This window comes from Actinacidiphila glaucinigra (genome assembly GCF_035918135.1).
GTDB classification, from domain to species: Bacteria; Actinomycetota; Actinomycetes; order Streptomycetales; family Streptomycetaceae; genus Actinacidiphila; species Actinacidiphila glaucinigra.
Genome location: NZ_CP109144.1, coordinates 9,432,716 through 9,455,746, shown reverse-complemented (window position 1 = coordinate 9,455,746; position 23,031 = coordinate 9,432,716). Strand labels below are relative to the sequence as shown.

Annotated in this window: 13 protein-coding genes; 9 read left to right on the top strand and 4 right to left on the bottom strand. The window is 68.2% G+C overall.

The features are described 5' to 3' along the window. Positions 1-659 precede the first annotated feature (659 nt). Both OIE69_RS42925 and OIE69_RS42920 read right to left on the bottom strand, forming a co-directional pair. On the bottom strand, positions 660-1,217 hold the full coding sequence (locus tag OIE69_RS42925) for a hypothetical protein (RefSeq protein ID WP_326569916.1): 558 nt from the start codon (positions 1,215-1,217) through the stop codon (positions 660-662). 114 nt (positions 1,218-1,331) lie between these two features. After that, the gene (locus OIE69_RS42920; RefSeq protein ID WP_326569917.1) at positions 1,332-3,686 is read right to left on the bottom strand and encodes a DEAD/DEAH box helicase; all 2,355 of its coding nucleotides are present in this window, start codon (positions 3,684-3,686) and stop codon (positions 1,332-1,334) included. A 186-nt stretch (positions 3,687-3,872) separates the two neighbouring features. On the opposite strand from OIE69_RS42920, the gene OIE69_RS42915 reads away from it, so the two are divergent. The 4 genes from OIE69_RS42915 (at position 3,873) to OIE69_RS42900 (ending at position 9,488) form a co-directional block, all read left to right on the top strand. After that, positions 3,873-4,913: a TniQ family protein gene (locus OIE69_RS42915; protein WP_326569918.1), complete on the top strand. Its 1,041-nt coding sequence runs from the start codon at positions 3,873-3,875 to the stop codon at positions 4,911-4,913. Positions 4,914-5,099: 186 nt separating this feature from the next. Then, complete coding sequence (locus OIE69_RS42910; protein WP_326569919.1) at positions 5,100-5,858, top strand: TnsA-like heteromeric transposase endonuclease subunit; 759 nt, start codon at positions 5,100-5,102, stop codon at positions 5,856-5,858. An 18-nt stretch (positions 5,859-5,876) separates the two neighbouring features. Further along, positions 5,877-8,270: a transposase gene (locus OIE69_RS42905; RefSeq protein WP_326569920.1), complete on the top strand. Its 2,394-nt coding sequence runs from the start codon at positions 5,877-5,879 to the stop codon at positions 8,268-8,270. Between the two features lie 99 nt (positions 8,271-8,369). Further along, entirely contained in the window at positions 8,370-9,488 is a 1,119-nt protein-coding gene (locus tag OIE69_RS42900; RefSeq protein ID WP_326569921.1) for an AAA family ATPase, read from the top strand. 557 nt (positions 9,489-10,045) lie between these two features. Here OIE69_RS42900 and OIE69_RS42895 read toward each other — a convergent pair. Beyond that, a complete protein-coding gene (locus OIE69_RS42895) occupies positions 10,046-11,191 on the bottom strand; it encodes a hypothetical protein (RefSeq protein WP_326569922.1) in 1,146 nt (381 codons plus the stop codon). 331 nt (positions 11,192-11,522) lie between these two features. Here OIE69_RS42895 and OIE69_RS42890 point away from each other — a divergent pair, with 331 nt between their 5' ends. From OIE69_RS42890 to OIE69_RS42880, 3 genes are read left to right on the top strand one after another with little or no spacing between them, the layout of a single operon-like run. Continuing rightward, on the top strand, positions 11,523-12,440 hold the full coding sequence (locus OIE69_RS42890) for an endonuclease domain-containing protein (RefSeq protein ID WP_326569923.1): 918 nt from the start codon (positions 11,523-11,525) through the stop codon (positions 12,438-12,440). Positions 12,441-12,449: 9 nt separating this feature from the next. After that, positions 12,450-13,739 (top strand): tyrosine-type recombinase/integrase, encoded by a 1,290-nt coding sequence (locus OIE69_RS42885; protein ID WP_326569924.1) that lies wholly within the window; start codon positions 12,450-12,452, stop codon positions 13,737-13,739. Beyond that, complete coding sequence (locus OIE69_RS42880; RefSeq protein WP_326569925.1) at positions 13,733-16,174, top strand: tyrosine-type recombinase/integrase; 2,442 nt, start codon at positions 13,733-13,735, stop codon at positions 16,172-16,174. The genes OIE69_RS42885 and OIE69_RS42880 overlap by 7 nt, the downstream gene beginning before the upstream one ends. A 30-nt stretch (positions 16,175-16,204) precedes the next feature. Here OIE69_RS42880 and OIE69_RS42875 read toward each other — a convergent pair whose 3' ends face one another. Next, entirely contained in the window at positions 16,205-16,849 is a 645-nt protein-coding gene (locus OIE69_RS42875) for a class I SAM-dependent DNA methyltransferase (protein WP_326580870.1), read from the bottom strand. 101 nt (positions 16,850-16,950) lie between these two features. On the opposite strand from OIE69_RS42875, the gene OIE69_RS42870 reads away from it, so the two are divergent. Beyond that, complete coding sequence (locus OIE69_RS42870; protein ID WP_326569926.1) at positions 16,951-17,307, top strand: hypothetical protein; 357 nt, start codon at positions 16,951-16,953, stop codon at positions 17,305-17,307. A 214-nt stretch (positions 17,308-17,521) separates the two neighbouring features. Further along, on the top strand, positions 17,522-22,957 hold the full coding sequence (locus OIE69_RS42865) for a sacsin N-terminal ATP-binding-like domain-containing protein (RefSeq protein ID WP_326569927.1): 5,436 nt from the start codon (positions 17,522-17,524) through the stop codon (positions 22,955-22,957). Positions 22,958-23,031 lie beyond the last annotated feature (74 nt).

Genomic DNA, 23,031 nt, shown 5'->3' with positions numbered 1-23,031 from the left:
CCGTCCCGGCCCCAGCGGGACGGTCGTCACTTGCCCGCGGTGCGGCCGCCTACCAGCCACTCCGGAGAGTGCCGCGACACAAGCAGTCGTCGTCACGCATCTGGCGCAGCATGCACGCTCCGAGACGCTCCCCGGCCACCTACGGACGTGCCAGTGCGGGGAAACCGGCTGTCAGTGGCATCAGCGCCACCGCGGCTGTGACGGACCGATCGCGCTGCTGCTGACACGCAGCGCGCACGGCCGGATCTGGCGTCTCGCTGACGCGTGCCGCGCTTGCGCAGCAGCCACACGGCACGCCGCCGCCGTCCACGAACCACACGGCGGAGCAAGCGATGCCACGCCGAGCAACAGCGCTCTCGCCAGTGACGATGAAGCACTACAGACCGCTGAGGAGGAAGCGACGTGGTGGGACGACGAAGCCCTTTACGGCTGATCGGAACGTCCGAGCTCAGGCGGCTACCGCACCACCGGATCTCTACAACCGCATCCTCGATCTGTGCGCTGTTCCGAGTGGCGGACGACGCGCGTCCTCGAAACGATGGTCTACGTCCTTGAATCCGGCTACGGCGCGCCTGGCATTGCCTCACAGTACGTTCGCATGCCTCCGCCCACAGTGTCCGTAGGTACGACCTGCGGTGCCGGGGACGTCTATGCCTGCATCAGTCCAGCAGTACGTGCGCAAAGACGGCGCGCATCCGTCCTTCACGGATGGCACCGCTGAGTTCAGGGCCTGATGGGTCGCTGGACAGACCTGCACAGAGCAGCACGTGCTGCGCGATCTCGAGCGTCTCCCACATTTGGTCGGACACCTGCACCCCGCACCCAAAGGCGAATGGGATTTTGTGTGAGAATTCGGAGGATTGGCTATAGACGCCCCCCAAGGTATGGATTTTGGTGTCGAAAATCGCATACCAGCCCTCTCCGAACTCTAGCCGCCTGGGGTACTGCCACATGGGGCATCGCCACATGGTGTCCCGCCACATCGGCCAGCCGAATGTCTCGGCCAACGCAACCGGCCCTGCGCCGCCCGGGTCAGCGTTCAGCACGATGACGACCATGGGCACTTCCGCCCGCTCGAGCAGCACGTGCGTCGGCCTTTTAGGGTGTTGCCGCGCGATCCAATGTCCGAGGGGAAGATCGATGTGGATCACGGTGGCGCTGTACCCATTTTCGTCGGTGGTCGGGGTCAGCTGACCAGCGGCGGTTGTCTCTTCCATGCGGAGTCTCCTGGGTGCTTCGTACTGAGCCCGTCCTCGTACGGGGTGCTACCGGTCGCCGCGACATTGAGCGGGAGTTGTGTGCACGGTGGCCGGCAGTCTCGGTGTGGATGCCTAACGCCCGTTCCTGTGTCGGAATCGCTGTTGGCGGGGGATCCAGCGCATGTCCAGGGCATGGAGGGCGTCGAGCTGTTCCTGCGAGAGCCTCTGGGGGTTGCGGCGTTTCTCGGAGATCCAGTCCCCCAGGCGGAAGGATCGTCCGTGTTCTGACGTAATGTGATTGGTGGGGACGTTGAGGTGCTGGTGACCGCGCCAGAAGGCGCGAGCTGCTCTCAGACCGCGGACGAAGGCGAACTCGGCGGCACCGCGTGGGCGCCGTAGCAGCAAGGCCAGCGGGTGGTCGAACGGTAGGGCGCCAAGGAGATTCTGCTGGTCTGCTTGCAGGTTGCCGAAGGCGTCGATCTGCGCGTCGAGCCACCGGGTCAACGTGCTGTCTTCCTGGTCGGGGCGAAGGTCGGGGAAGGTCAGGTCTCCACTGCGGGCGGCGGCCAGGGCCTCGGTGTAGGCGCGGTTCCATGAGCTGGACCAGCGGGCGTTCCACCAGGGGTAGATCTCGTTGAGGGCCCGGTGATAGCAGAAGGGGAGCGTGCGCTCGCGGGCTTCCTTGCGGCGTTCGGCGATCCAGCGGCCCAGGCGGATGCCACGATGGCGTTCGTCGGTGCGCGGCGCGAGGTGTCCGTGGTGGGCAGCGTAATCACGGGCGAGCTGGAGCGTGTACTCGATGCTGTGCCTTGGGTGCTCCCAAGTCATGCCGAGGGTGTCGAGGGCGCTGATTCGCTCGGGCAGGAGCATGTGGTTCTGGCGTAGGGAACGCTGCTGGCCGATCCACCAGCCGAGGTAAAAACGGTCGGTGCCCAGGTAGCGGCTGGGGACGTCGAGGTGACCGTGCTCGGCGTGGAAGCGTTCGGCGCTTTCGAATCCGCGTTCCCACACCTTGTTGGGTGGCGCGGCGTGGGTGAGGCTGAGGAGCGGGATGATCTCGTCGGCGCGTTCAGGGCGTGCGGCGATGTGGGGGCGATCGGCGTCGTCGTCGTGTCGGATGTATTTGACGCGGTGGAAGACGTGCTCGTCGTAGACGCTGAGGGCGATCATGACCTGGTAGAGCAGGTGGAAGGGGGTCCTTTTGGTGCCTTCGCCGATGTCTTGGCCGGGAGCGATGTAGACGGGGACGATGATCCGGGAGATCTTGCCGTCTCCGGGTGTCTGGCGCAGGGCGCGGCCGACGGCTTGGACGATATCGACGGAGCTGGTTTTGGGGTCGGCGAAGAGGATGGAGTCGATCGTGGGGATGTCGACGCCTTCGGTGTAGCAGCGGCAGTTGGTCAGGACCGCGCGTCGTGGTGGTGTCCCGGTGTGCGGCGCGTGCAGGGGCGTGGCGACGAAACTTTCGGTGGCTCGGTGGCGTTCGATGGGACTCTGGCGGGAGTTGACCGTGGAAACTTGGAGAGGTGTCTGTGTCGTGGCCGGCATGAGCTTGGCGGTCTCGTGCAGGGTCTCGGCGAAGGCGCTCGCGGCTGCCACGAGGGCGTGGAATGACAGGGTGCGTCTGAGGTCGTAGCGGTGCTGGGCACGTAGCAGCGCGACCTGAGCGGCAGCCACGCGGAGCCCTTCGGTGGTCTGCGTGCTGAGGGTCTGCCGGTTGAGGATGCGGCGCAGTTCTTCATCGGTGATCTCTACGGCGACGATCTCGTAGTCGGCCAGCAGCCCCTGGTCGATGGCCTCGGCGAGGGAGATGCGGTAGACGACCGGGCCGTACAGGCTCAGGTCGTCCATGGACGCGATCTCACACTCCGGTGCAGGGCGCAGGCCTTTGCTGACCGCTTCGTGGTCGAAGACCCGGGGGGTCGCGGTCATGTAAAGGCGGTGGTGGGCGGGGAGGGCGTCATTGCTGTGGATGTTTGCCCATGTCTTGCCCAGGTCGCCCGCGGAGCGGTGGGCCTCGTCGGAGATGAGCACGTCCCATCGAGGCAGATGGAAATCTCGGTGCGCGGCTTCGATCTTTTTCAGTGAAGCGTAGGTGCTGAAGACGTTCACCGGGCCGTCGGCATTGGCAACTTGGGCAGCCAGTTCTTCTGCGGTGTGGACCATCGTGAGGATGCCGTGCAGGGCGGGTTCTTCCGGCTGGGGAAGGTGGCAGACGCCGAGGTAGAGGCCGCGGCGGCCTTCTGTGTGCCAGACGGCTGCTGTCTGTTCGAGCAGCTTCAGCGTCGGCATGACCACCAGGGCGCTGCCGTGGGGGGCCGTTTCCTGGACGGTGTTGAGGCCGACGAGGGTCTTGCCGGTTCCGGTGGCCATGGTGACTGTGACACGTGGTGTGCCCTGGGCGAAGCTGGTCACGCAGGAGCCGACGGCGATCTCCTGGTGTCCTCTCAACGGGGTTCGCAGGCCGTTGGCGGTCAGCGTGGCCACGGTCTGTACCTCCTGCTGGGGTGTGCTGTGCCTGTGCGGTTGCCCTTGATTACAGGGTGGAAGGGCACCTCAGCGACATTTCGGCGCCTTTGACGGGGTTCACCGGAACGAGTGATGAAGGTCTTGACTGGCCATGGAGGAGCTGACGATGGTGCGTTAACGGCGTCTGACGTAAAGGGGAGAACGATGCTGGACATCCCCGTTGCGTACGGTCCGCGCCAGCCGCTGCCGCTGCGAACGCCGTACGTTGTCGGCGAGTCGACGGGCTCGTTCGTGAACCGGTACGCCCACAGCAACGGGATGGAGCTCCACGAGTTCCTTGACCGTGTCGGCCAGGGAAAGGCGTCGGAGGATCCTGCGCGGGTCGGGAAGTACCCCCAGGTCACCGAGATGTACGTGAACGCCGCGGGCCTGCGGTACCTGGCCGTTCTGACGGACCAGCCGGCGGCGTTCCTGCAGCGGATGCTGCCCAGTCTCGCCGAGCAGCACCTGCTGCCCGGTACGGACGAGGCCGTGTGGAAATGGCCGTGGGAACCATCCGAAGGGCACCTCGTGCCCTGCTGCACGCTGTGCGCACAAGACCGCGGGGTCCGAGAGCCGGCGTGGCTGATGTCTGCGGACAGCTGGCGGGTGTGCCCGCGCCATCATTCCTGGACGGACGACTCCCGAAGCGATGACCCCGCCTTCGTAGACCTGGCGGAGCTGCCAGAGACCGTATGGGCACACCGGCAGCGGCAACGATTGAGGCGGTGGTTCGGGCCGGCGGGTGAGGAACTGTTCGCCGACGCCTTCCAGGTCGCCGTCCACTGGTGGACGACCATGCCGCACGCGACACGCTGGGTGCAGCGGGCACGGTCTGCCGGGCTGGAAGTCCGCGCGATGAGGGCGGCACCGCTGGTGCTCTATCCCGAAGCGGCATCGCTCGCGCTGGCCATGCTGCGGTTCGAACACGACGGGAAGCGTGACCCGGCCGGGCGCGCGCGGTGGCTGGCCGGCGTGCAGCACCTGATGGAGGGGTGGGAGGTGGACTTCGGGGTCGGGAAGCAGCCCTTGCTGGCGTGGCTGGAGCGCCACAGCCATGCGGCGGCGCCCGCACCGGCCCACTCCCCCCGTCGTTGTCGTCTGAGGCTGGCTATGGGACACGACCGCATCGCCGCGCGGACCGGCTCGCTGGACAGGCGCTCCTGCCTGCCCTGGCAACTCGGCATGGCAGCTGCGGAACTGTAAATCCAGTCGGGGCACCACATGGGTGCGGCGTCAAGAGCACGTTCCTCGTTCGGGTGACGCAAGCAGCCGTTCCGGCGGGTCGCCATCGCAGAGCGTCACGCTGGTGATCAGCCACGTGGGAAGTGCCGGCGCGGGTCGTCATGGTGTGGCACCGGGAAACCGGCACCGCGGCAGGAGGTGGGAAGCGTGAGCACAGTGGTGGACTCGGGCGGCCTGCTGGACGGCGAAGCGGCGCCGGGCGCGGGGCAGGATGTCGTGGCCCTGTACCGGGAGCCGTACGGGCGGGTGCGCTCAAGTAGCGCGGCGGGGCTGCGCGGGGTGGTGCTCGAGGAGTTCGGGCCGGTGAGTGAGCCGGTGCCCTATAAGGGCCGCAAAAGCATCATCACCTACTGGCCGGTGGCGACCCGGGAGCAGACGGTGGTGTGCGGCAGTCTGCGGCAGTGGCGGCTCGCGGTGGAGCTGGACTTCGATCCGGCCTGGGCAGCGTTCAGTGCCGGCCCGGTGGAGCTGCGGTGGCGGGCAGGAGGCCGCCTTCGCCGGTGGCGCCCGGATTTCCTTGCACGCACGGCCGATGGCGTGCGGGAGGTGCTGGTACTGAAGCCTCCCGACCAGGACAGCCTGCCCGCAGCAAAGCTTCAGGTGCTCGAGGCGGTCGCGCGAGCGGCCGGCTGGCGGGTGCGGCAGGTGCGTGAGCCGACGGGTGTACACGGACGCAATCTGGGGTGGCTGGCCGGCTACCGGTTCCCTGCCAGTGACGGGGACGGCCAGGAGCATGCACTGCTGGCGGCGTTCAGGAAACCGACCGGTCTGCGGGACGGGGTGGCCGCGAGCGGGTTGCCCGAGCTGACAGGGCTGGACCTCGCCTACCGGATGCTCTGGCAGCGGCGGTTGCTGTTCGACATCGCGCATCCGCTGCTGCCCGATGCCATGGCCTGGACGGCCTGAAGGCGCGCGGGGCGGGGCATGGCGGGAACAGGTGCGGGCCGGCTGTCGTGGTCTTTGTCCATCGGGGCGCGGGTGTGCTGGCAGATGCGCGAGTGGGAGGTGGTGGCGTGGCAGGGGCCGCAGGTCACACTGCTGCCGCGGGACGGCGGCCAGACTCCTCGGGCGGTGTCATACCGGTGGCTGGTGGGCGCAGAGGACTTCGCTGTCCTCAGTGGCGGTGCGGCGCCGGCCCCGGACAGCGCGACCTTTGACGGGTGGGGGCGGCAGGAGGACCAGGAGGAGGCCGCGCTGTGGCAGGCGCGCATGGTGGAGATCGACACGGGTCTGGCGCCGGGCCGAAGCAAGCATGAGCGGGGATTCGGGCCAGGGACGACGCTGGCGCAGCGGTGTGCCGCGATGTCGGCGCGGCTGGCCGCCGCCGGCATCCGCTGCTCCGCCCACACACTCGCTGACAAGCGGCGCACGTGGAAAGCGGCCGGAGAGAACGCGGCGGTCCTGCTGCCCAGGACGCGGGACAAACGGCCGGGGGGCTTCACCGATCCACGGTGCCTGGCAGCGATACAGGAGGTCGTGGCCCAGCGCGCACGCGAGTCGGACGTGACCATCGAACTGATCCGCGAGGAAGTGGAAGACCTGCTGCGCTCGCGGTACGCCGCCGAACTCGACGACCCGGCTGCCGCGGCGGCCCTATTGCCCTCCCGCTCCACCTTCTATCTGCGGATGAAGGAGTCCGGCCTGGCTGATGTCCTGGCCGGGCCGACGCGGGCCCGGGCCGCTCTGTCCGCCACCCCGTCCCTCCCCCACGGCGGCCGCGAGGCCGTGCTGCGGCCGGGACAGGTCACCCAGGCCGACACCACGCCGCTGCGGATCCTGGCCCGCGGCGACGACGGCCGGCCCACCGCCACGGAGATGACCACGCTGATCGATGTGGCCAACCACGGCATCTGCGCGCTGATGATCACACCCAGCCGTCCCCAGGACTCCGAGCGCGGACAGGCCGGCCAGGCGACCCGCGCGATCGACCTGACCCTGATGCTGGCCCAGGCTTTCGCGCCCTGGCCGGTGATGCCCGGCTGGGACCCGCTGAGCGCGGCCGCCGCATCCAGCCTGCCGTTCGGGGCGCTGCGGGCAGCCGACGAACGGTTCACCGAGGCCACCGCCGCCCGCCCGGTCATCCGCCCCGAACTGATCATCTACGACCAGGGCAGCCCCTATGTGAGCGAGCATTTCACGTCGGTCTGCGACCGGCTGCGGATCGCCCGCCGCCCGGCGCGCAAGAGAACCGGGCCCGACAAGCCGCTCGTCGAGAGCTTCTTCATCACCCTCGCGCACCGCTTCAGCCAGTACGTGCGGCACGGCTGGCAGGGCCGCAGCCACAAAAAACGCGGCCGCGGCATCGAGCGGATGCCGCTGTACACGATCGCCGAACTCCAGCAGATGGCCCAAGAGTGGGTGGCGCTGGAGTACCAGCAGACCCCCGACGCGGGGCTGCGCGATCCCTTTCGGCCGGGCATCGTACTGTCGCCCAACGACATGTACGCCGTCCAGGTGGCCCGCAGCGGCTACCGGCCCGTGCCGCTCTCCCCCGCCCAGAACCGCTTCTTCCTGCTGTCGCGGTGGGTCACCCCCGGCAAGAGCGGCTTCATGATCAACTACCGGACCTATCAGCCCATCGCGCAGGACGCCGCCCACTACCGGGAGATCCTCCTACGTGGCGGCTCGAAGCTGCCCGGTCGGGAGAAGCAGTGGGAATGCCGATTCAACCCGTACCGTCCCGAGCGGGTGTGGCTGCACGACCACACGGCAGGCACCTGGGTGACGTGCGATTTCCGGCTACGGCACCTGCTGCACGATCCGTGGACCGCGGACATGTGGCAGGAACACGCCGAGCAGCACCGCGCGGCCGGCGGCAGCGAACAGGACGAGGAAGCGATCGCCCTGGCCCTGGCGCAGCGCGACCGGCGGCGGCGCAGTCGCAGGCCGCCGCCGCAGCGCACCGGATCCGAACCTCCCTTCCAGGGCCTGGGGCTGGAGACCGAGCAACCGTCCCAGGACCCCTACGCGGGCCTGGAGGACTTCGACCTGTCGACCCTGCGGCCCCGCCCGGCGCTGCCCATCTCCCCCATGGCGCCCCGGCCCGCGCCCACCTCTGCGGCCCTTTCCGCCGGTGCGGGCGGGGAGCAGGACGGCGTTCAGGCTCCGCACCCGCTCGAGGCTCTTTTCGTGGCCGCCGACACCGCCGGCGGCCCACCGGACGCCTCCGACAGCGGGAGGCCTGGCGAGGCGCACGAGGTTGTCGAGGCCGAACTCCTCGACGAAGGAGGCTCCGGTGCGGACGACGACCGCTATGAGGACGCCGACGACGTCATCGACGTGTGGGAGGAGCACATGCCGGGAGGCATGCAGCCGTGAACGACGAGGCCGCAGGCCGCTCCACCAGGTGCGCTCCGCGCACCAGAGCCAGCCTTGCGGAAGGAATGAACCGGGAACCGTGCACGAGAGGACACTGTGATGAAAGCGTCCGTGGAATTGCGCGACAAGCGCGAGGCGCGCCTGCGCCAGCAGCTCAAGGACACCCCGATGCGGCCTTTGCCGCTCTTCCAACTCACCGGCTGGAACCACTTCGTCGACGAGGAAGTGGACACCCCCACGCGAGCGGGCAGCAGTCCTGGCCCGGACAGGCGCAAGGACGAGCAGTCCATCGCTTACCACCGGCATCTGCGGATGGTGCCCACTGACGCGATGTCCCACATGCAGGAGATGGTCGTCGAGGCGGTCCATCGCAACAGCGGTCGCCGTGACGGTCTGATGGACCATGTCATCGACGGGCCCGCCGGCACCGGGAAGTCCTGTCTGCTGCGGGCGGCGGGACGCGCCGCCCAGCGGGAATTCGAAGCCGGCACAGGCGGCAGGCGCCCGAACACGATCCCGGTGGTCCACATCACCACCCCCGCGGACCCGGAGCAGAAGGTGAACTGGGTCTGGGAGATCGCCTCCTACCTGGGCCTTCAGCCCGAACCGAAGAGTATTGCCGAAGTCCTAGAGATGCGCCGGCATCAGGACCTGACCCTGCCGGTCAACTACGTCCTGGAGACGGCGCAGACCCGGCTGATGCTCATCGACGACATCAACCGCGCAACCCCGCCCCAGCTGGCCAACGCGCTGCCCTACTTCGACTACCTGCGCGACAAGCTGGGCATCTCGCTCGTCTTCTGCGGCACCGGCGCCAGCCACCTCCTGCACCAGGCGCGCATCCTGGCCGGGGACCTGACCCGCGTCAGCGAGGAGAACCGGGTACGGCTCGAACAGGCGGGCCGCCCGGCGGCGCCCGCCTCACCCTCCCCCACCGCGCTGCTGCCCGTGACCTGGCTGCACCCCCTGCCCCTGGACACCGGAGACCAAAAGACCTTCCGGGAAGTACTGGCGGGCTTCGAGGCAGACCTGAGCCTGTACCGGCTCGAAGAACACGCCCTGGCCAAACACGCCGTCGAACTCCACCGACGCACCGGCGGCTACTTCAAAGCCCTCACCTACGTCATCTCCACCGCCGCCGTCACCGCAATCCGCACCGGCAGCGAAAACATCACCCTCAAAGAAATCGACGCCGCCACCGCCCAACTCAGCCCTTGAGACACGCCGCAGAGGCAGTGGGCGGCTGGCCTCGTTCACGCCCGTGGCTGCCGGATGGCCGGATCCCGCCTGCCGAGCGCCGTCGCCTCCGGGTGGGGAGGGCTGCCTTGCTTCGGCCGGTGACCGACAAAATCTCCGCGGCGTAGGCCTGCGAGTCGAGCTGGAAGGACAAGGTCGGCGCCAGCCGCCAAGGCAACAAACGCCACCCCAGTTCTCTATGACCGCCCTCCCCCACCAGCACCGCCAGCCCGGCCAGCGGGCGCAGCGCCGAAGCGCACCGAATCTGACCGCTGCGTTGGAGCCGTGGCCCGCTTGAGGATCTCCACGTCCTCCCGCAGCCTGCGGTTCTCCCGCCGCAGCGCGACCAGCTCCTCGCGTTCACTGCTGGTCAGGCCACTCGCCCGCGTCGACCGCTGCGCAATCCCGGGCGGCTTCGAGGCGCCCACTGCAATCTACTGCGACGAGGTGGTCGTCGCAGCCTTCGTAGCCGTTCCCTGCGGCTCGTCCGAAGTGCGCAGCAGAGTCGGGGGGCGGTTTCAAAGGCTGATCCGCAGAGGTCAAAAGGGGTTCCGCGAAGCGATCAATCGGTTGGTCAGCTCCACCGTGGCGAGGTACCACCAGAAGATCCAGTCGAGGAACACGTCGTCGTAATCACCTAGTTGATCGGCCCGGCGGTGGCGCAGGTCGAAGCGGTTGGCGATCTCGAACAGCGCACCTTCGTCTTTCCCAAGGTGCTCCTTGATCAGAGCGCGGCGTTCCTCGAGGATGCGGGCGAGGTTGAAGATCGCCGATCGCTTGCTCTCGGCCGACGTGTCACGTCCTCGGAAGAGCGCGATGGCATGGCGGACGCCGGCTGTGGTGTCGGGTGGGCTGTCGTTGAGTGCACGGTGCACCAGCTGGCTTCGGGCGTCGTCGGTTACTGCGACCAAGCGCCCGAGGTCCTCGCCTTCCGCGGCCAGTTCGTACTCGATGCTGGCCTCTCGCAGCAGGCGGTTGATCTTCCACCGGTACAGGGTGCGCGCGGGGCCGTTGTGGAACTCCGAGTGGTGCCATCCGCAGCTGCCGTAGGAGTGGTAGTGGCGCACACGGGGACGGCTCACCAGATCGTGGAATACCTCGATCAGCCCGTAAAAGGTGTCCTCGTCCCAGGTCGCTGGCTTCAGGGGCCAAAGATCAGGGATACCCAAGCGCCCGTTGATCACCTCGGAGGGATCGGGCAGATTGCTGTGATCGTCGACGCATTCCTCACCGAACGCCTCAACTAGGTAGCCGTCGGCATCGAACTCGTTGATGAGCCGAGCGAAGGCGCGCCGGGAGTCTCGCGCAGTACTGCCGTCGTGGGCGAGTCCGTTGCCATGGCGCTGCGGCCAGTATGGTCGGGGCGCAGCAGCGCGCCTGAGCTCGGACCCCCGGTTGATGAGTTCCGTGAACCATGCGTGCTGGTCCGGCACGGTCCGTCTGGTGCTCCAGCCTGTGGCAGTGGTCGCCCAAGGATCGGCCGTCGGCGCGGTCTGGTTGGGCAGGTCTTCGAAGTCGGCGACCGCGGTGGTGCCAACCAATGCCTCCGTCATGAGCCATGTCGCCCGGTTCTGCCAGGAGCCGGCGGACCGAAGGATGCGCTCACCCTCGGACATGAACAGTGATGCGGGCCAGCGCAGTTCGTAGTTGCTCAAATCCAGACTCACCGCAACATCATCACCCATCGAAGGAGCGTCCCGGTTCTGATTTTCGCGTCTCAGCCCTGGAAAAGCTCCCGGGACTGCGGACACCCCACGGCATGTCACTCCCTGACGAGAGCCTCCCCGCAACGAGGACAACCTCCGCATGCCAGGGCAAGCAGTCTTGGCATGCGCGGATGTCGTATGAGTGCCGCCGTCGTCGAACGCCTTGAGGTCGACGGAACCGACCGGTGCCCAGTAGGTGACGTCCTACTACGGATCGAAGCCGTGCGCCGTGGTGGTCAGTATCGAAGATCGGAAGCGCCCGCCACCCATACATGGAGGCGTTGTCACTGGCTTCTGCCACCATCCGGCCATGCTCATCAGCCGTGAGTACGCGCATTCACTGTTCGCGGACCTGACGCAAAGCGTCATGGTCCCGCTGGACCCCGACGAGCTCCTCCACATGCCAGGCCTGCAGCGACACGGCCACGTTTTCATCGGTGACATAGCGCTGCGCTGCTACAAGCACAAGGCACGCTGGACGTACGACGAGCGAGACATCCGCACTGCCAGCCGGGCGTTCGCGGAGCTAGATGTGGACTTGGGTGACGTCGACGACGTGCAGCTACCCATGTACTACGAAAGGCCAGAGCGCGATCCGGAGGAGTGGAATCGTCCCAACTGGCGGCGCCGACTGATGCTGTGGATGTTCGACGCGGCTCGCAACAAGGCTCAGGCGGAGGTCCCGTGGGAGGAATGGAACGACGCCTGGAAGGAAGTCGGTGCCAACGGACTGCCAGGGGGCCTGACCTGGGAGGAATTCGTCGCGGCCTGCAGTCAGCGCCGGGACTCCCAGAACATCGCCAGCACCCGGCCGCTGCAGCTGCTGACCTGGTCTGGTGAGACCTGGCTCCTGCCTCGCGCCTATACGGAGCTGCTGGACCGCTGGGAGCAGCGAGAGGAGAAGCTGGTCGCTCGGGCCCGGTTGTGCGCCTGCGGAGCTCAGGGGCCGCACTGGGGCGGCTGGAGACGACACAGCGCGAGGACGGGGTACGTCACTATGTGCCCACCGTGTGCGGGGGCGACCTGTCAGCTGTACACCGGCCACATGTGCGGCGTGCTGTACGAGTCGCCGCGCAGGCGCAACACCCGGGCAGACGACTACCTGTGCCGGTTGTGCAAGGAGAGTCCTGCATCGGCGTGGGATCACTGCCACGAGCACGGCTATGTCCGCGGCCCGTTAACCGAACTAACTCGTGAGTTCTTGCAGGTCAGATGGCCTCTCCGCTAGCTTCTCGGGATGCTTCAAGGTGATGTCCCCGAGCGGGACTTGGCGGCGTTCGTCCTGCCCGAGTTAGGCAGGTTGCAGGAGACCGGTAATCAGTGGGCGCCGTACCAGTTGCTCGACCAGGACGGCGTTGTCGTCGACCCCGTCCGGGTCTATTTCGCCGAGCTGCAGGCAGAGGACAAACCTGCCTCCACGGTCCGCTCATACGGCATGGACCTGCTGCGCTGGTGGCGGTTCCTGTGGGCTCTCAACATCGAGTGGAACCGGGCAACGCGTACCGATGCACGGGACTTCATCCGGTGGATGCAGATCGCGAACAAGCCCCAGCGCCTGCACTGGAGACACCGGAAGGCGGGCCACTCCGAAGAGACGGCGCCGAAGCCGCGGACGACCCGAAAGAAGATCCCCGGCACCCCGAACGCCATCACGGGCAAGGTCTCACCCGGCCCGCAGTACGCCGCGAGGACGCGCGCGCACTGCGAAACCGTGCTCCGCACGTTCTACGACTTCCACCGGGACGAGGGCACCGGGCCGATCATCAACCCGTTTCCGCTCGACCGTTCGCGTCGCGGCGGCCGCGCGAACGCCCACCACAAGCCTGACCGGCCCTTTGACCAAGAGCGGACAGGCCGCTACCGGCCGACCATCCCGAAACGTGCGCCCCGGCGCATCCCGGACGAGATGTTCAACGCGCTGTTCGCCGCCCTCCGACACAACCGAGATCGCGCCCTACTGGCCTTCTGGGTTTCCAACGGTGCACGCGCCGAAGAACTGCTCACCAGCCGGCAGCGCGACGCCCTCCCCGGACAGCAGTTGGTCGGCGTAATCCGAAAGGGAACCCGCGCCTACCAGCAGCTTCCTTGCTCAACCGACGCCTTCGTCTGGCTGCGCCTCTACCAAGAGGAAACACGGCGAGACGGCATCCCGCGGGGCAAGAATCTGCCATTGTGGTGGACGCTGAGGCGGCCCTGGCGACCGCTGAACTACGACGCGGCGCGCGCGATGTTCAACCGGGCCAACGATCTCCTCGGGGCGAACTGGACGCTTCACGATCTACGCCACACCGCGTCCTACCGGCTCGCCCGCGACCCCAACGTGCCTCTGACCGACGTCCAATGGGTCCTCGGTCACGCACATCTGACGACCACACAGCTCTACCTTCCGGCCAGCCAGGACGAAGTGATCGAACGCGTCCGCGCCCATCATGCACGCCGGGCAGGGCAGCGTGACCGGCCGCCCGCGCCACCGGCCCCCGGCTACAACTCCGACTCGCTGAAGACTCTCTTCGAGAACTCATGGTGACGAGCACTGAGACCTTGCGCGCTCCGGCCGCCATCCGAGATGCACAGCCACTCGCCGGCGAGGCTCTCCGGGCCGCCAAGAAGCGTTTCCCGCCGCGGCCCTACGAGGACGCCTGGCCTGCCACCAGCCAGTCCTCTGAGGAGGTCGTGGCTCGACTGAACCAACCTCCGCTACGGGCCGCGAGCGAATCCACCCACTTCTACCGGCGCCGGGGCGCAACGCTCATTCTCCGATGGCTTCTGGACCAGCCGGGCGCCACCTGGCAACAACGATGGAACGCGACTCCCGCCGCAACCTCGACCGGAGCACAGTGGAACAAGCTCAACGCCAGATGGGTCGGCTACGACGCAGCGAATGCGAACGGCATCCTGAACACGGGCCTGTTCGCCCTGGTCTGCGCCGATGTGCTCCGGCCGTCGCTCCACTGGCAGCTCACCCGGACCTCGACCAATCTGCGTGCCATCATCTGCCAGTACCGTGACCCTGAGGGATTTGCCCGCCTTCAGGAGTTGGTGGGCCCAGAAGCGTGGTCCTCTCACCTCGGCATCCTCGCCAAGAACGTGCTGGTCAAGCTGGTCATCGCCAAGGGTGGGGGTCTGGACGACATCAATGTCGGAGACGCCATTGAGTACATGGAGGCGCATCGAGCTCAGCGGGCCACGTCGGGCGGTCAAAGCCTGTTCTACTCCTGGCTGAAGGACATGGGTCACCTGCCGCCCGACGCGCCCGTGTCACTGAGGCTCCTGCACCGAACGTCCGGCCAGGTCTCGGTCGAGCAGCTCGTCGACCGCTACCGGCCGCAGTCCAAGCCGATCCGGGACCTGCTGGTGGAGTACCTCAAGGAACGCCAGCCCACCATGGACTACACGTCCTTGGAGGACGTGTCACGGACGCTTGTGAGGAACTTCTGGCTGCAGATTGAGCGCATCCAGCCCGGCATCGACACACTCCGGCTGCCGCCTGAAGTCGTGAGCGCATGGAAGCAGGTCAGCCGGACGAAAGTCACGCGCCGCCGGCTGCCTGATGGCATGATCCATGAGGCAGTGACGGAGCGTGCCAACTACGGCAGCCTCATGATCGGAGTTCGAGCTCTATACCTTGACCTGGCCCACTGGGCCGTCGAGGAACCAGAACGCTGGGGCCGGTGGGTTGCTCCCTGCCCGGTCAGCGCCGCCGATGCCAGTACCTCCAAGTACCAGAAGCGCCGCAAGGCCAAGATGGACCAGCGCACCCGTGAACGACTGCCCGCGCTGTCTACCGTTGTCCGCGCCGCCAGGGCGAACTGGACGGAGGCTCGGGAGGGGATGGAGGCTCTGCAGGCCGCCCCGCTCGGCGGCCAGTTCACGTTCAGGGGCAGAACATACACACGCCAGAAGAAGGACTCGTCGACTCCGTTCCGGGCCTACGACGAGTCCGGCCGACGCGTCCATCTGGGGCTGGTCGAGGAACGGGCGTTCTGGGCCTGGGCCACGATCGAGTTCCTGCAGCACACCGGCGTCCGGATCGAGGAGATGCTGGAGGCCAGCCATCACGCCCTGATCCAGTACAAGCTGCCTACCAGTGGTGAAGTCGTGCCTCTGCTCCAGGTCGCTCCCTCGAAAACCGACGAGGAACGGCTTCTCCTGGTCAGCCCAGAACTGGCCGACGTGCTCAGCACGATCATTGCCCGAGTCCGTGACCCTCGAACAGGCGCGATCCCTATGCTGCCCAACTACGACGTCGCGGAGAAAATCTGGAACCCGCCGATGCCGCTGCTGTTCCAGTGGACATACGGAGGCCAGCGCACACCGGTGTCCCGTCAGCTGATCCGCAATGGTCTCAACGAGGTCCTGGAACGAACCGGGCTTACCGACTCCGCGGGCCAGCCCCTCGACTTCGCTCCGCACGACTTCCGAAGGATCTTCATCACTGACGCAATCCGCAGCGGCTTGCCGCCGCACATCGCGCAGGTCCTCGCAGGGCACTCCGACATCAACACCACGATGGGCTACAACGCCATCTACCCGGCGGACGCCATCGAAGCCCACCGCGCGTTCATCGCCCGCCGTCGATCGCTTCGTCCCAGCGAGGAATATCGGACCCCGACGAACGAGGAGTGGGACGCCTTCCTCGCCCACTTTGAGAAGCGCAAGCTCTCTCTGGGAACCTGCGCTCGGGCCTTCGGAACGTCGTGCATCCACGAGCACGCTTGCGTTCGATGTTCGCTCCTCCGGCCCGAGCCGTCCCAGCGAGACCGTCTGACCGAGATCCGCGACAACCTGCTCGACCGGATCGCCGAAGCTCAGCGGGAGGGCTGGCTCGGCGAGGTCGAGGGCCTGGAGATCAGCCTGGCCGGCGCCGAGGACAAGTTGACCCAGCTCGATGCCGCTCTCAAGCCCTCAGTCATCCACCTGGGCCTGCCAACCTTCGGCGAGATCGCCGCACGGACCACCTGATCGGCTCCGTCACGCGACAGGCGGAGCCGCTCACGGTTGACGACGCGCGAGGATGATCCCTCCCAGCTTGCTCTCCGCAGAGGTGAGAGTCTTGTGCGTCTCGACGGCGAAGCCAGCTTCGTTAAGCCACTCAATCGTCTGATGGTGCTGGCGGCGATGGACATAGACCTTCATCGGGTGCCCGCCATAGCCCTCAGTCTTCAACCGCGATGCATCGCCGACATGGAAGCTGAGCAGCAAAGGCCCACCGGGCCGAAGCACTCGACGGAAATGCGCAAGAACCGAGCTGATCTCATCGTCAGGAATGTGGATCAGTGAGTACCAGGCGACCAGGCCAGTCACCGAGGCGTCGGCCAAGGCGAGGTCCGTCATGGAACCGAGATCGAACCGCACACCGGGGTGATCACGACGGGCCACATCGATCATTCCAGGTGACAGATCGACGCCGAACGCGTCCAGGCCAAGGTCCCGCAGGTGGCCTGTGATCCTGCCTGTCCCGCACCCCACGTCCGCGACCAGCCCACCGCCTTGGGCACGCACCAGGTCAGCAAACAGGGCCAAGGCCGCGCGTTCTTCAGGTGCTTCGTCCAGAATGTGACGCGTCAACTCTGCGTAACTTGCAGCGACGGTGTCATAAGACGTCCGCGTATCTGCCAGCCAGTCATCTTCGTTCAGTCCAGTCTCCACCGACTGCAGGCTACCCAAGTCATCGATCGGGCGTGACGGCTTAGTTCAGAGAAGGCCCGCTGTGCGGCAGCTGCAACACCCGTGAAGGCATGTCTGCGCCAGACTGGTACCTGCGCGAAGAGGACAACGTGCTGCACTTGCTGGAGTGCCGGGACTGCCGCGCGCAGCGGACCCTGCCGCGCCGATTCCACATCGGGGTGGTCCACGCGTACCTGGAACGGACCGAGCGGCACGGGCGCTGCCGCCAGCAACCGTACGCCCGCGAGCTGGAGTACGCACACGACGTCCACCGATTCGAGCTGCAGTGCAGCGGATGGCACACCGGCAAGTGGACAAAGGACGTATCAACATCCGAGGCGGCCGCACTCGTACGGGCCTTCGTCGACGCGGCCCTCGACGCGCAGGAGAAGCAGCCTTCTCCTGGCACTGCCACGGGCGTGGGGTGATCTGTGTGCGGCAGCGTCGTTGAGCCAGCATCACGTGCAGGAGCATCCGGCCCCGCGGATCCGCGAACAAGCCCGGACCAGCTGGCCCGGGCTCGCGTCCTGTAAAACGTCAAACTTCGCTCCGAGCCGCGCTCCACATGGTGGTCCCTCGCGCCGCCCCCGGTGTCAGTGCGGCGGGATACCGTCCTCATCACGCTGAGGTGAGGGGAGAACCATGGCGAGGAACGCCCGGGCCGAGCAGCTGCGGGAGTACGGCCGGTCCGTGCTGGAGGGGGCCCGGTCGGAGCAAGTCCTGCGCATGGCCCGGCAGGTGAACGCCGTGTCGTACACGAGCGCGCGGGAGTACGCCGGCCGGTCGCTCTTCGAGTTGCTGCAGAACGGCTACGACGCGCATCCGAGGGACCGCCGCGACGGACGGGTCCACGTCCTGCTGGACGAGGCGGAGGGCGAGTGGGGGACGTTGTACGTCGCCAACGGCGGCACGCCCTTCACCTGGCGTGACGTCGAGCGGGTCTGCGAGCTCGCGCAAAGCTCGAAGGAGGTCGGCGAGGGCATCGGGAATAAGGGCGTCGGGTTCCGCAGCATCCTGCTGATCAGCGAAGCGCCCGAGATCTACAGCGCAGACCCCGACAGCCCTCTCGACCCGGAAATGAACGGGTACTGCTTCCGCTTCGCGCAGAAGGTCGACGTGGAAGAGTTCCTCGCCGGTGAGGACAACGCCCACGAGGTGGCCGCCAAGTATCCGCCGCTCCAGGCACCCCTACCGCTGGACGATGTGCCCGCGACCTGTCGGCAGCTCGCCGCCGAGGGGTACGTAACCATCGTCCGGCTGCCCTTGCTGAGCGAGGCCGCCCGGGCCGAGGTCCGGCTGCGGATGCGTGAGCTCGCGGAGGCAAAGGTACCCGTGATGCTGTTCCTCGACCGGCTCGCTGGCCTGACGCTGGAACGGCGGACCGTCGGTGGCGAGGCGGGCGAGTTGGACGACGGCCACGAGGCGCTCGACTGGCACGAGCTGACCCGATCCGAGGAGCGCTTCGTGGTGGCGCAGGACGGCGCCGGGCACGGATTCCCCGTCTCCTGCGCGACCGTGGACCTGGGGACGTCCGGCACCTTTCTCGTAGCCCGGGGCACCGTGGAGAAGGAACGGCTGAACAGCACGCTCGCCGAGGCCGTGGGTTCCGGGCTCCTCGACGACACGTGGCAGGAGTGGAAGCGGTCCGCCGTCGTCGAGGTCGCGCTCCCGCTACCCGCCCCGCGCCGACCGCGGCGCGGGCAGATCTATACCTTCCTGCCGATGGGCGAGAACCAGGCCGCACCGTTCCCGGGGCACGTGAACGCTCCGTTCTTCACCAAGTTCGACCGCACCGGGCTTCCCTTCGACAACCCCCTTAACGTGCTGCTGCTCGACGCGGTCGCCGAGACCTGTCTGGCGGCCGCCACGATACTGCGTACCGTGCCCGAGCCGTCCATCCGGCAGCTGGCCGTGGACCTGGTGAGCTGGGAGAGTGAAAAGGGCTCGGCGGGGCGGCTCCGCGCGGCAGCTCTGCGCGTGCACGGGAGCGAACTTACCGACGTACCGCTCGTGCCCGTCCTCGCCGCGGACGGCGCCCCGCCGGAGGCGGGCTGGGCCCCGCCGCGGGGTGCGGTCCTGTGGCCGGCCTTCGACCTGACCGTCCTCACGGCACACCGCGCGCACGAGGCCGGGATCGTGGTGGCGGACCCCGAGATCGGCGGTGACCGGCTGAAACGGCTGGCCACCCTGTGCAAGGCCCTCGCGTGCCCGTGGGAGCCGGGCCCGGAGGTCCTCGCCGAGTACGTGGAACGGATCGTTGGGGGCCTTCCCCTTCCCCGGTCCGGTGAGTCCCCCGAGCAGTGGAGCGCGCTGTATGAGGACCTGGCCGCCCTCTTCGATGATGACGGGCACGTCCTGCACGGCAGACCGTTGCTGCTCGCGGAAGACTGCACACTGCGGCACACCAACCGTCCCCCCGACAGGGCGGGTACGGGCACAAGCGCACGTACACGTACACAGGGCAAGCCGGGCGGTCAGGGTGCACGCCGCGAAGCGTTCTTCCAGCCCCTGCGTACGGAGGCGAACCAGACCGAGGCCCCGACCGTCCCTGCCCTGCTCGGCAAGCGATTGTTCTCCCTGCACCCGGGGCTGGTCTGGAAGGACCGCGGCGAGCGCACTCGGGGGCGGCCTGCCCGGGCCTTCCTTGAGCAGGAGGGGCTCGTCCGGCCGTACGACGTAAGGGGCCTGCTGGACCACGTACGGCAGGCGCTCAGCGCGAGCACCGATCTCCGGCTGCGGCTCCAGACCCTGCGCTTCGTCTTCCGGCTGTGGCAGCCGCGGCGTTCACTGGGCGGGACGGAGATCTCCTCGCTCGGACTGTACGTACCGTCGGCGGCGGACGGCCATCTGATCAGAGCAAGCGGCGCCGTCTTCGGCCGGGGCTGGGGCCGCGCGTCCGTCGGTGAGGACTTGGCGGTGGTGGTTGCCGCCGGACAGGACGTGTCGAAGAGCCTCAAGGCGATCGCCGGACGTCTCCTTGCCGCGCCCGAGGAGTTCACCAAGCGGGGCGAGACCGAGGAGTGGCGGGCGTTCCTGCTGGAGGCCGGGGTGGCAGACGGACTGGTCCCGGTCAGGTCCTCCGACGCCGTGAGCAGGGTAGAGCAAGGCCGGGAGCTCACCGCTCGGCAGTTGGTCCGCATGGCGAAGGTGTCTGCCGAGGTGCGGGAGCAGTGGGAGCCGTACATCCGCACCTGGTCCACTGCCGACTACCCCCGGACGCCGTACCGGGGAACCCCGGCCTGGCGGCTCCCCGGCCAGGACGTCGTCGAACACCTCGGGCAGGAGGCCCGGCTGGCGTACGCACGGCTGGTCCTGCACGGCCTGGCCAGCTGGGAGGACGCGAGGTTCACCAGCGTCTGGACCAGTGCCGGCAGCCAAAGTTCCCCAGACAGGGAACGGGTCCCGACCCCGCTCGGCGCCTTCATCCGGGAGCAGCCGTGGCTCCCGGTGCGGGGCCGCGACCGGGCCGTACGGTTCGTCCGGCCGGCCGACGCCTGGCACTGCCCGCCCGGGCTGGAGGAGGAGCCCTCATACGCGCCGACCGTCGACCATCGGCTGCGCCACCTTCTGGGACGCGGGAAGGCGAGCGACCGCCTGCGGGAGATGCGACTGCCGACCTGGGACGACCCCCGGGACAGCGACCGCCTCATCGCCGCGCTGGGACGGCTTGCGGCGGAGGGCGCGCTGGGGGCCGAGGACCAGCCCGCGGCGCAGCGCGCCAACGAACGCGCCTGGAGGCACCTCGTACAGCGGCCCCGTCCCGCACTGCCCGAGGGTGCCAGTCTGCTCGCTGAGTCCGGGGACCGGCTGATCAGCGTACCGCTGTCCGCCCTGGACGGCGGGGAGAGCGATGGTGATGCCGGAACCGTGCTCTACGTCAGCGGTGAACGCGACGGCCTGACGGCCCTGCTGGTACGGGAGATGGCGCGCCCCCTGCTCACCCTTCCCAGTGTCTCGGCGGAGGCCGCCGAGCTGCTGGCGGCCGAACACGCCGCCACCGTCAGGCACACCGACGACCTGACGTTCACTGTGACCGTGGACGGCGCACGGGTTAACCCCGCGACCATGGGAGAGCCACTGGTCCAGCAGCTGCCCTGGCTCACGCTGGCCGTGGGCGTTCTCTCCGACCACCTGGCGCACGGCCCTCGGGCGAGCGAGGCCGAGCTGAGCGAGCTGACGTCCCTGCTCCGGAGCGTACGTCTGCATCGCTACCGCTCCTGGGACATCGAGCTCGATGGCCGGACCGTGACGTTGCCGGGGCGCCTCGGCGGAGTGCTGCCGCTGCCCGATCCGAAGCATCCGCTCGTCCTCGCCCCGGCAGGCGAGCCGGGCTGGCCCGAGACCACCCGCATCGTGGTGGCGGTCGCCGAGTTGCTGGGACGGCGGGAGTTCGGCGACCGACTGCGCCTCGCCGCCCACCAGCTCGCTTCCCGCCACGCCGACCTGCGCGACCCGGGCCAGGAGGAGCTCGCCGACGCCCTGGAAGTCACGGTCCACCAGGTCGGGGAGACGAGCCGCCGGATCGACGGGGCCATCGGCGTGGTCCTGGAGCGCTGCCGGCCTTTCCTCGTCCACCTACTCGGCACGGAGTCGGCGGACTCGCTGTTCCTGCCGCCGCCGGCCGACACCCGGGAGTTCCAGGCTCACCTCGAGGAGTACGCCGCCGAGCTCCCGGTGCCCGTATCCGAGTTCATCGCCAGGGCCCGTGCGGCCCGCGGTACGGACGAACTGCGGCGCGACCTGGGCATCAGATTCGCCGAGCTGAACGACACCCTGCGCGCGATGAGCCCGCCCCTGGCGCCGGTCAGCCACGCCGACGAGCACGAGGAGGCGCTCCGCACCTATCTGGACCTGCGCAGGAAGGAGCTCGTCAACCGGCTGCGCTGGGCGGCGCTGGAGGACTTCGACGCGCGCCGTCCGATGCCCGACTGGCCCTCGGTCCGGGCCCTGGACTGGATCACCGCGCCGGAGGCATGGGCGTACACCGTGGACACGGCCGACACGGGGAGCCTGGAGGCGCACGTGGAGCAGCAGCTGGCGCTGCGCCTGGGCCGCTCGGTGCCGTTGCCCCGATCGGGCGAACGTCTTCCCACGTACGACCAGGTACGCGGCGCGAACCTCCGTATGATCACCGGCCTGGCCGCCGACCTCGCGGTCCTGGTCAAGGCGGCCGGACACCCGTTGCCCGCGGCCCTGACCGGAGCCGAGCCCGCCGAGGAGGTCACCGCGCGGCTGGAGGCCGCGGGCGCGCTGGACTTCCGGCCCCTGTCCCCCACCGACGTCGTCGGCTGGCTGACGGCCCTCGGCCAGTGGCCCGACGGAATGGCGGCGGCGACGGATCCCGAACGGCACGGGCTGGCCGAGGCCGACCTGGACCGGGTGCGCAACGCGGCGGAACACGAGCGCCGCGAACGGGAGCGCAAACTGCGTTCGATCTCCGTCGGCGGCCGCGACTTCGACGTGTACTCCGGCGACTTCACCGCCCTCACCCGCGAACTCGACCGGGTCCTGCAGAACGGCGCGGCGCCAGGTATCAGCGCCGCTGGGCCGCTCCGCTTCACGGACCCCCTTCCCCGGACCGGGCACAACCGGGCCACCGGTCGCACGCGCGGGCGGCGGTACGGGGGCGGCACGGACAGTGGGCTGACCACGGCCCAGCGGGAGGCCATCGGGTACGTGGGCGAGTGGTACGCGTACCAGTGGCTGTGTGCGCAATACCCGGACCACATGGACGAGACCGGCTGGGTGTCGGGCAACCGCCGCAAAGCCTTCCCCGGCCCGGCCGGCGACGACAGCCTCGGCTTCGACTTCCAGGTCGGCTCCGGCAGCCGGCCCTACCTATACGAGGTGAAGGCGACCGGGGGCGAAGGCGGCCGCTTCGAACTGGGAGAGAGCGAGGTCCGCGCGGCCCGCCAGCACGCGGGCAACGACCGCTGGCGCCTCCTGGTGGTCACCCACGCCCTCACCCCTCACAAGGTGGCCATCCAGATGCTCCCCAACCCCTACGGAAAGCGCGGCCGGGGCCGCTACCGCGAGGAGGGCGGGGCACTGCGCTTCTCGTACCTGCTGCGACCTTGACGCGCTGCCGTCGCCAGGGTCCTCGCCGTTCCTGGGCTGCGTCAGCCGCCTTGGTGGTCCCAGCGCTAAGTGGT

Excerpts from the sequence above, each read along its gene's own strand:
- OIE69_RS42925 (WP_326569916.1), bottom strand. The coding sequence starts at position 1,217 with ATGGAAGAGACAACCGCCGCTGGTCAGCTGACCCCGACCACCGACGAA.
- OIE69_RS42915 (WP_326569918.1), top strand. The coding sequence starts at position 3,873 with ATGCTGGACATCCCCGTTGCGTACGGTCCGCGCCAGCCGCTGCCGCTG.
- OIE69_RS42905 (WP_326569920.1), top strand. The coding sequence starts at position 5,877 with ATGGCGGGAACAGGTGCGGGCCGGCTGTCGTGGTCTTTGTCCATCGGG.
- OIE69_RS42900 (WP_326569921.1), top strand. The coding sequence starts at position 8,370 with ATGAAAGCGTCCGTGGAATTGCGCGACAAGCGCGAGGCGCGCCTGCGC.
- OIE69_RS42895 (WP_326569922.1), bottom strand. The coding sequence starts at position 11,191 with ATGGGTGATGATGTTGCGGTGAGTCTGGATTTGAGCAACTACGAACTG.
- OIE69_RS42890 (WP_326569923.1), top strand. The coding sequence starts at position 11,523 with ATGCTCATCAGCCGTGAGTACGCGCATTCACTGTTCGCGGACCTGACG.
- OIE69_RS42885 (WP_326569924.1), top strand. The coding sequence starts at position 12,450 with ATGCTTCAAGGTGATGTCCCCGAGCGGGACTTGGCGGCGTTCGTCCTG.
- OIE69_RS42880 (WP_326569925.1), top strand. The coding sequence starts at position 13,733 with ATGGTGACGAGCACTGAGACCTTGCGCGCTCCGGCCGCCATCCGAGAT.
- OIE69_RS42870 (WP_326569926.1), top strand. The coding sequence starts at position 16,951 with ATGTCTGCGCCAGACTGGTACCTGCGCGAAGAGGACAACGTGCTGCAC.
- OIE69_RS42865 (WP_326569927.1), top strand. The coding sequence starts at position 17,522 with ATGGCGAGGAACGCCCGGGCCGAGCAGCTGCGGGAGTACGGCCGGTCC.